At 53.1% G+C, this 7,982-nt stretch carries 7 protein-coding genes and 2 tRNA genes; 1 reads left to right on the top strand and 8 read right to left on the bottom strand.

Annotated features, from left to right (window positions below):
* Window positions 1–124 precede the first annotated feature (124 nt).
* The 8 genes from VEI96_01340 to VEI96_01375 all read right to left on the bottom strand — a co-directional run bounded on the left by VEI96_01340 (window position 125) and on the right by VEI96_01375 (window position 6,780).
* Window positions 125–200, bottom strand: a tRNA-Glu gene (locus tag VEI96_01340).
* A gap of 2 nt (window positions 201–202) precedes the next feature.
* Window positions 203–276, bottom strand: a tRNA-Gln gene (locus VEI96_01345).
* 124 nt (window positions 277–400) lie between these two features.
* The gene (locus VEI96_01350; GenBank protein ID HXX56628.1) at window positions 401–1,345 is read right to left on the bottom strand and encodes a TIGR01212 family radical SAM protein; all 945 of its coding nucleotides are present in this window, start codon (window positions 1,343–1,345) and stop codon (window positions 401–403) included.
* A 45-nt stretch (window positions 1,346–1,390) separates the two neighbouring features.
* Complete coding sequence (locus tag VEI96_01355) at window positions 1,391–2,116, bottom strand: ComF family protein (protein HXX56629.1); 726 nt, start codon at window positions 2,114–2,116, stop codon at window positions 1,391–1,393.
* Entirely contained in the window at window positions 2,080–2,601 is a 522-nt protein-coding gene (locus VEI96_01360; GenBank protein HXX56630.1) for a PilZ domain-containing protein, read from the bottom strand. Before VEI96_01360 ends, VEI96_01355 begins: the two co-directional genes overlap by 37 nt.
* The gene (locus tag VEI96_01365; GenBank protein ID HXX56631.1) at window positions 2,602–3,888 is read right to left on the bottom strand and encodes an adenylosuccinate synthase; all 1,287 of its coding nucleotides are present in this window, start codon (window positions 3,886–3,888) and stop codon (window positions 2,602–2,604) included. It abuts the gene before it with no gap.
* Window positions 3,889–4,050: 162 nt separating this feature from the next.
* A complete protein-coding gene (serA, locus tag VEI96_01370) occupies window positions 4,051–5,628 on the bottom strand; it encodes a phosphoglycerate dehydrogenase (GenBank protein HXX56632.1) in 1,578 nt (525 codons plus the stop codon).
* Between the two features lie 12 nt (window positions 5,629–5,640).
* Window positions 5,641–6,780, bottom strand: a complete 1,140-nt coding sequence (locus VEI96_01375; GenBank protein ID HXX56633.1) for an alanine--glyoxylate aminotransferase family protein — start codon at window positions 6,778–6,780, stop codon at window positions 5,641–5,643.
* 161 nt (window positions 6,781–6,941) lie between these two features.
* Here VEI96_01375 and VEI96_01380 point away from each other — a divergent pair.
* Window positions 6,942–7,982: Do family serine endopeptidase (locus tag VEI96_01380; protein HXX56634.1), on the top strand; the 1,041-nt coding region annotated here is incomplete at its 3' end.

Genomic DNA, 7,982 nt, shown 5'->3' on the forward strand with positions numbered 1-7,982 from the left:
GAAACTTTATTGTATGTCCAAAGACGTTCCTTATGGCAGATTTTAAGAACTTTGTTGTCTAAGCGAAACTTTGTTGTCTAAGCGAAACTTTGTTGTCTCCGGATATGCAACCCCTTGATTTTATTGGCGGTCCCAACGGGATTCGAACCCGTGTTTTAGCCTTGAGAGGGCCACGTCCTAGGCCTCTAGACGATGGGACCAGTGGCTGGGGAGAGAGGATTCGAACCCCTATAAGCAGATCCAGAGTCTGCCGTCCTGCCATTGGACGACTCCCCAAAAGAGAAGCAAAAGCTCCCTACAATTCAGCTATGATTTATACCATATCATTTGCCTGCTTGTAAACATCCGCCCTTTGTGGAGAAGGACGGGAAATGCTACGTGACGTGTATCTAAACCGCTTTCAGAGGGGAGTATTTTGCAGCCGTGCGTGTCTGCTAGGAGCAACGAATTTCTTGCCCTGGCGGGTATCTCTCTCTATCAGGAGCCGGGTGATATCGCGAAGCATTTCACTCCTGTTCCTCTCCCATTTCGGTGCTATAAGAATCGAATCGGGCGCAGTCGCAAAAAGCCGCTGAATGACGATTTCAGGGGACAACCTCTCGAGAAAATCGACCACAAAATTAAGATAGTCCTTGTAACCGAAGACGGGAAAAGGACTTTCGCCGAAGAAGGAGGCAAGGGGAGTGTCCCTGACTATCTGGAGTTGATGAATCTTCAAGAAGCCTAAAGGAAGCGCTGAAAGCGCTCCAGCCATCGAGAGGGTCTCCTGCCGCGTCTCTGTCGGAAATCCGACAATGATGTGTGCCCCGATCTCGATGCCCCTCCCCTCCGTCATTGTGAGAGCGTTTAAGAAGGTTCTGTAATCGTGTCCCCGGTTGATGAACCGAAGGCTCTTGTCGTACATTGATTGAAGTCCGTATTCCACGAGTACGAAGTACCGTGAGGCGAGAGACTCGAGGAGAGCGATCTTTTCCCGGTCGATGCAGTCAGGCCGTGTGCCGATTGCGAGCCCCATTACCGAAGGCTCGGTCAGCGCTTCCCGGTAAATGCGTTCGAGCTCTTCAACCGGTGCATACGTGTTCGTAAAGGGCTGGAAGTAAACGATAAACTTTTCGGAACCGTACCTTCTCTTGAGATACTCGATGCCGTTCCGCACCTGTTCCTTAATAGAAAGCGCCGGTCTGCACGAGCCGGGCCTGAAACTGTCGTTGTTGCAGTAAATGCAGCCGGAAACCCCAAGAGTTCCGTCCCTATTCGGACAGGTGAACCCCGCATCCACATTCACCTTGTGAACCGAAGTGCCAAACCTTTCCTTTGTAAATCTGCCGAATGAATTATATCGCATGGCGTATTAGTTATTATAACACTTGCATGATGATGGCTGAGAAGATCAGTCCGTCGAGGACCGGGCGAGGGTGACCACAACCACCTCTTTGGCGCCCGCCTTCACAAGGGTTTTCGAGCATTCCCTCACCGTGGCGCCGGTTGTCATGACGTCGTCAAGAAGGAGCAATTGTTTGCCCGCAACAGGCTCGACAACCTCGAAAGCATTTTTCAGATTTGCGAGCCGCTCCTTTGCCTTAAGACCTATCTGCGCCGGGGTATCTTTCCTTTTGTGCAGGGCATTCATGCAGAGCGGAATCTCGAGTCTCCGTGCCAGCACCCTCGCAAGGAGAAGGGTCTGGTTAAAGCCCCGCTGCCGAAGCGCACTCTTGCTTAGAGGAACGGGAACTATTCCATCGAGGGCAGGGAAGGTGAGCTCATGAAGGAACCCTCCTAAGGGTTTGACAAGCCTTTTGACTCCGTTGAATTTGAGCAGATGGATAGCCTCCCGAAGGGTACCGGAGTAAAGGCCGAAGTTCAGCACCGATGAGAAAGAGGGCTTGCGAGAGAGGCAATCCCCGCAGACAAGGGAGCATTCGGACGAGAGAGGAACCGCACAGATCCGGCAGGAAGGGCCGCGGTATCTCTCTATGCCCGACCAACAATCCCTACAGATTGGTGCGTAAGACAGGGAATCGGAGTGATTGTTACATACAGGACATCTGGACGGGTAGAGCGCGGCCAGGGAAAGGGACGCTACCGGATATCCCCTCTGTTTAATGCTTCTCCACATTTCCCGCACCTCAGGGGTATCGAAAGTTTATCCCGTCGGACCCTGTTTTGGACTTTGCAAGAGGGGCAAGGGAGGAGTATGAAGTCCGAGCCTCCTTTTGGTTCTTTTATCATCTCTTCGGCCTGTTCGGCACTGGCGGATTCCTGGCTGCCACGCTCGTACTTCTCGCCGGGAGAGTCAAGAGACTTCAAGAACTCTCGGTAATTCGAATCCTGCTCGATCAGTTCGACACCCATCCCGTCTTTAAAGAGAGAAGACATCCCGGTCTTTACCGTTCTCCGAACGGTTCCTTTGAGGATGCAGATCTTTCCGTCGGGAAGATAGAGTTCTATGTCTACGATACTTCCGGGTACGAGACCGTGCTGGGTACGAATAAAGAGTCCGCTCGCGGAAAGATCGCTCGATATCCCACGGTATTTTGAATCACCTGAGGAGAACGTAGTTTCGAGTCTCTTTATGATCCTTCGGGATACGGCATCAGACATTTAGAACTGTTTCCCGAGGATGATGAGTTCGTTTCTCCGCTGGCCTGTAGAGATGAGATCAACGGAAACGCCGAGGGTCTCCTCGATTTTCTTAATATAACGCCGGGCATTCTTCGGAAGTTCCTTGAATTCCTTAATGCCGGTGGTGTGCTCTTTCCATCCCTCCATCTCTTCATATACGGGTTCGGATTCCTCGAGGACGGAAAATTCTTTCGGAAAATCCTGATAGAGAGCGTTCCCGTGTTTGTAAGCAACACAGACCGCGATCTTATCGAGGCCGTCGAGAATGTCGAGCTTTGTAAGGGCGATCCCTGTCAGGCCGTTGATCCTCGAAGCGTGACGTAATCCCACAAAATCGAGCCAGCCGCATCTCCGGGGTCTTCCTGTCGTGGCACCAAACTCTCCGCCTCTCTTCCTGAGGCCCTCTCCGATGGCATTGTTGAGTTCGGTGGGGAAGGGCCCTTCTCCGACCCGCGTTGTGTAGACCTTAACAATCCCGATGACCTTCGCTATCTTAGTCGGGCCAACCCCGAGCCCGGTGCACGCACCGCCGGCGACCGCGCTGGAGGACGTAACGAAAGGATACGTGCCGTGATCGATATCGAGGAGCGTCCCCTGTGCGCCCTCGAAAAGGACCCGTTTCTTCTTCGAAATCATGTCGTTGATGATGATATCCGTATCGGCAACATACCGGGAAAGTGTTTCGAAGAATTTCAGGTACGTATCGAAGATCTCTTCAGCCCTGAACCCTTCAGTTCCGTATCGGTTCTTAAGGGTAAAATTTATCTCAGCGAGGTTTCCTTCAAGTTTCTCTCTGAAGATCTTCGGCGAGTATAGGTCCACAACCCGTATCCCCAGCCGCCCGATCTTATCGACATACGTGGGGCCGATGCCCCTGCCCGTCGTCCCTATCTTCTTAGAACCTCTTCCGTTCTCATGGGCATTGTCGAGAGCCACGTGATAGGGCATAATCAGGTGGGCGTTCTTGCTTATGAGGAGGTTCCTGTCAACGTCTATACCGCGTTCTTTGAGATCCTTGATCTCCCTCAAGAGGGCTGAGGGTTCGATGACGACTCCGTTCCCGATGACGCAGAGTTTGTCCCTGTGAAGGATGCCGGAGGGAATGAGATGTAAGACGTACTTCTCATCGCTGATAACGACGGTATGTCCCGCATTGTGGCCGCCCTGATACCGAGCGACAACGTCCGCCTCTTCCGTAAGGACATCGACGATCTTTCCTTTGCCTTCATCTCCCCATTGTGCGCCGACAATAACGACAGCTGACATCTCTTACCTCTCCTCTTCTCGGGGAATAAAAATCATCATACCTGAATTCGGAACAAAAACCAATCTCAAAAGTTCGAAACGATTCCGAAGTCCGGTTCTATGAAGTTGTTCAGGATTTCCCGCTCAGGTTCTTGAATTCCGCGAATGCCCGACGCATTGAAATTAAAGGGCGATAACCTTCAGGGAAAGGATATTCGGCATCGTCTTCATCTCTGACAATTGCGTCTCCGTTATCGGAGCGTCGATGCTGACAACCGAAATGGCCATCCCCCCTGCCTGCTCCCGTCCGAAGTGCATCCTCGCGATGTTGATATTGCACTTGCCGAGATACGATCCGATATTGCCGATGACCCCAGGCCTATCATTGTTAAAGATGAAGAGCATGTTCCCTTCCGGAAATATCTCGACGGGGAAATTATTGACCTTTACGATCCTCGGGTCCCTCCTGCTCAGGAGGGTACCGACGAGCTGGTTTTCCTTTCCGTCCGTCCTCACCCTGAGGACGAGCGTGCTCTGATAGTCTCCTGCGTCAGCGCTCTTCATCTCCCGGACTTCTATGCCCCTTTCCTTTGCGATGATGGGAGCATTGACAAAATTCACCGTCTCTTCGAGAATAGGGGTCATAAAGCCCTTCAGGAGGGCGATCGTTACCGGTGCGGTATTCAGTTCGGAGGCCTCCCCCCTGTATTCGATGGTAATCTCTGTTACGGCTCCTTCGAATGCCTGAGAGGCAAAGCTTCCGAGTTTTTCCGCCAGGTTCAGGTATGGCTGTAACCGAGAGACCTGTTCCGAAGGGACGGACGGGAAATTCACCGCGTGTCTGATGACTCCGTTGACCAGATAGTCCGCTACCTGTTCGGCAACGGCCACGGCAACATTCTCCTGGGCCTCTTCTGTGGAGGCGCCGAGATGGGGCGTGCAGATGAGATTATCGAGAGAAAGGAGTGGGTTATTCTCCGGAGGTTCTTTTTCGAAGACATCGAGCGCCGCCCCCGCCACCTTTCCGCTCTTCAGTGCGTCGTAGAGGTCAGACTCATTCACAATCCCCCCCCGGGCACAGTTGATGATACGCACGCCGTTCTTCATCCCTTCGATCGTCTTCTTACTGATGAGATTTCTCGTATCTGCCGTAATAGGGGTATGAATCGTTATGAAATCAGCTCGGCCGAAGAGGGCCGGCAGCTCGACCTTTTCGATCCCGATCTCGGCAGCGTTCTCTTCACTGAGATAAGGGTCGTAGCCGATGACATTCATCTCAAGGGCCAGGGCCCGTTTCGCGACCTCTTTCCCGATGTTTCCGATGCCGACTATGCCGATCGTCTTGTTATAAAGCTCGACTCCCGTGAACCTTTTCTTTTCCCATTTGCCTGCCTTCATGGAAGTCGTAGCCTGGGGGATCTGCCGCGCAAGGGCGAACATGAGGGCCATCGTATGTTCCGCAGTTGTGACGGTATTGCCCCCCGGCGTATTCATCACCACGATGCCTTTCTTTGTTGCTGAGACCTTATCCACATTATCGAGCCCGGAGCCTGCCCTCCCTATGACCTTGAGGTTTGCAGCCGATTCGAGGATTTCAGCCGTCACCTTTGTTGCGCTCCGTATGATGAGGCCGTGATATTCGCCGATAGAAGCCTTCAGCGCTTCGGGGGCCATCCCTGTCTTTACGTCCACATCGAGGCCGGCTCTTTTCAGTATTTCGATTCCCCTGGGGGATAGACTGTCGCTCACAAGAACCTTCATGAATCCTCCTCGTTATTTCGACAGAAGCTCTTCCGCGACCGCGACCCCTGTCCCGAACGTGATGGGGTATCCCATGGACTTCAATACCATCTCGACGCCGGCAATAGCCGTTATGATATCGAATGTGTCTGCATATCCGAGATGTGCGATGCGGAATATCTTGCTTTTGGCCTGCCCCTGGCCGCCGGCAGCGGTAATCCCGTACCTGACCCTGAGGTTCTTGTAAACCTCCTGACCGTCTAGACCGGCAGGGGCATTAATCGCGGTGACTGAATTGCTGGGCGACTCTTTCGAAAAGAGTGACAACCCCATGGCTTTCACCGCCTCTCGGGTAGCGTTCGCAAGTCTCCGGTGCCGGTCGAAGGCGCCCTCGAGCCCTTCTTTCTGGAGGAGCTTCAGACATTCGTTCAATCCGATAATGAGCGTCACAGGGGACGTGAAATTTGTCTGGTTCTTTGAGAGAGATTCCCTCTCTTTCTTGAAGTTGAAATAGAATTTCGGACATTGTGCCCTGTCTGCAAACTTCCACGCCTTGTCGCTTACGCCTACAAAGGCAAGCCCCGGAGGAAGCATGAGGCCCTTCTGAGAGCCGCCGATCAATACGTCGATCCCCCAAGCGTCCATCCGCAGGTCATGTGCCACAAGAGCCGATATGGCATCGACAACGAGGATCTTGTCGGCGTGATTCCTCACTATGGCGGCGACGGCCTCAACATCATGATAGACCCCCGTCGATGTCTCCGAGGCCTGAATAAAAACCCCTTTTATCGACGGGTCTTCCTTCAGGGCCTTCTCGATCATTTCAGGCTTTACCGCGTATCCCCAATCGAGTTTTATCTCTCTCACCCGAAGGCCGTATGCATTGCAGATCTTTGTCCAACGTTCCCCAAAGTTCCCGGCGTTTACCACGAGAACCGTCTCTCCGGGACTGAAGAAATTACTCACGGATCCTTCCATCCCGCCGGTTCCGGATGAGCTGAGGATAAGCACGTCGTTCTGTGTCTGATAGAGCCACTGAAGCCCTTTCTTTGCAGCATCGAGCACCGGTAGAAAATCGGGCGACCGGTGATGTATTATCGGCATCGCCATAGCAAGGAGCGCCTCGGAAGGCACAGGCGTCGGCCCTGGGGCGAGCAGATATCTCTTGATCATGAAGACCTCCTCGTCATTCACCGCACTTCGGGCATGCAGCGGACGGTTCTGCGCCGAGCACACGAAGCGCCTCGTGATAGAGATTGTTAGAATATCTCATAGACCGTTATTTGGTCAAGTTTGCTTTACAAGGTTATCGGTTGATTAGTATAATTAATAACATGCGAAAAAGGGTTGTTATCGGGTTGGCGATCTTGCTGACGGGGTTTCTCTTGGGGGGGATATCTTTTTATATCCTCGGAAAGGTCACCGGTCCGCAGGCTATCCGCGCGCCTTTTACTCCGCGCGTGCCGTCGCAGATCCTCGAGACGAGCAGGGCCTTTTCGGAAATTGTGGCTGCCGTGTCACCGGCGGTAGTGAATATATCTTCAACGAAAGTCATACGCCGCGATTCGCCGGCCTTTTCGGAAGATCCCTTCTTTGATTTCTTCAATCCCTTCCATGATTTTGGCCTTCCCAAGAAATGGAAGGAGCAGAGCCTCGGTTCCGGAGTGATCGTGTCGAAGGACGGCTATATCATAACGAACAACCATGTTGTTGAGCAATCTGAAGATATCAGGGTCACCTTGTATGACAGGAGGAGTTTTCGAGGCAAGGTGGTCGGTGCGGACCCGAAGACAGATATCGCAGTGGTCAAGATATCGGCAGACGATCTGCCGACGGCTCCGTGGGGCGATTCGGACAGACTGCAGGTGGGAGAGTTTGTACTCGCCATAGGTAATCCCTTCGGCCTGAGCCATACGGTGACCATGGGGATTATCAGCGCGGTCGGAAGAGCGAATGTCGGAATCGCTGACTACGAGGATTTCATCCAGACCGATGCCGCAATCAACCCCGGCAACTCAGGCGGTCCCCTTGTGAACATTAAAGGCGAACTCATCGGTATCAACACCGCGATATTTTCGAGAAGCGGCGGATATCAGGGTATCGGGTTTGCCGTTCCCAGCAATATGGCCAGGCTGGTCATGGATCAGCTCATGAAGCAGGGCAGAATCGTGCGGGGGTGGCTCGGGGTTTCCATTCAGGATGTCACGCCGGAGCTGTCGCAGAAATTCGGGCTCAAGGATGCGAGGGGTGCCCTCGTGAGTGATGTTACGAAGGGGAGCCCTGCGGAAAAGGCCGGAATTGCCAGGGGGGATATCATCCTCGAGTTCAATGGAAAGGAGATCACGAGCGTCGGGGGCTTGCGGAACCTGGTCGCC

The organism is Thermodesulfovibrionales bacterium (genome assembly GCA_035622735.1).
Lineage (GTDB): Bacteria > Nitrospirota > Thermodesulfovibrionia > Thermodesulfovibrionales > UBA9159 > DASPUT01.

What these genes read in the sequence shown, in the direction of transcription:
- VEI96_01350 (HXX56628.1), bottom strand. Translation starts at nt 1,345, where the DNA reads ATGCGATATAATTCATTCGGCAGATTTACAAAGGAAAGGTTTGGCACT.
- VEI96_01355 (HXX56629.1), bottom strand. Translation starts at nt 2,116, where the DNA reads ATGTGGAGAAGCATTAAACAGAGGGGATATCCGGTAGCGTCCCTTTCC.
- VEI96_01360 (HXX56630.1), bottom strand. Translation starts at nt 2,601, where the DNA reads ATGTCTGATGCCGTATCCCGAAGGATCATAAAGAGACTCGAAACTACG.
- VEI96_01365 (HXX56631.1), bottom strand. Translation starts at nt 3,888, where the DNA reads ATGTCAGCTGTCGTTATTGTCGGCGCACAATGGGGAGATGAAGGCAAA.
- serA (HXX56632.1), bottom strand. Translation starts at nt 5,628, where the DNA reads ATGAAGGTTCTTGTGAGCGACAGTCTATCCCCCAGGGGAATCGAAATA.
- VEI96_01375 (HXX56633.1), bottom strand. Translation starts at nt 6,780, where the DNA reads ATGATCAAGAGATATCTGCTCGCCCCAGGGCCGACGCCTGTGCCTTCC.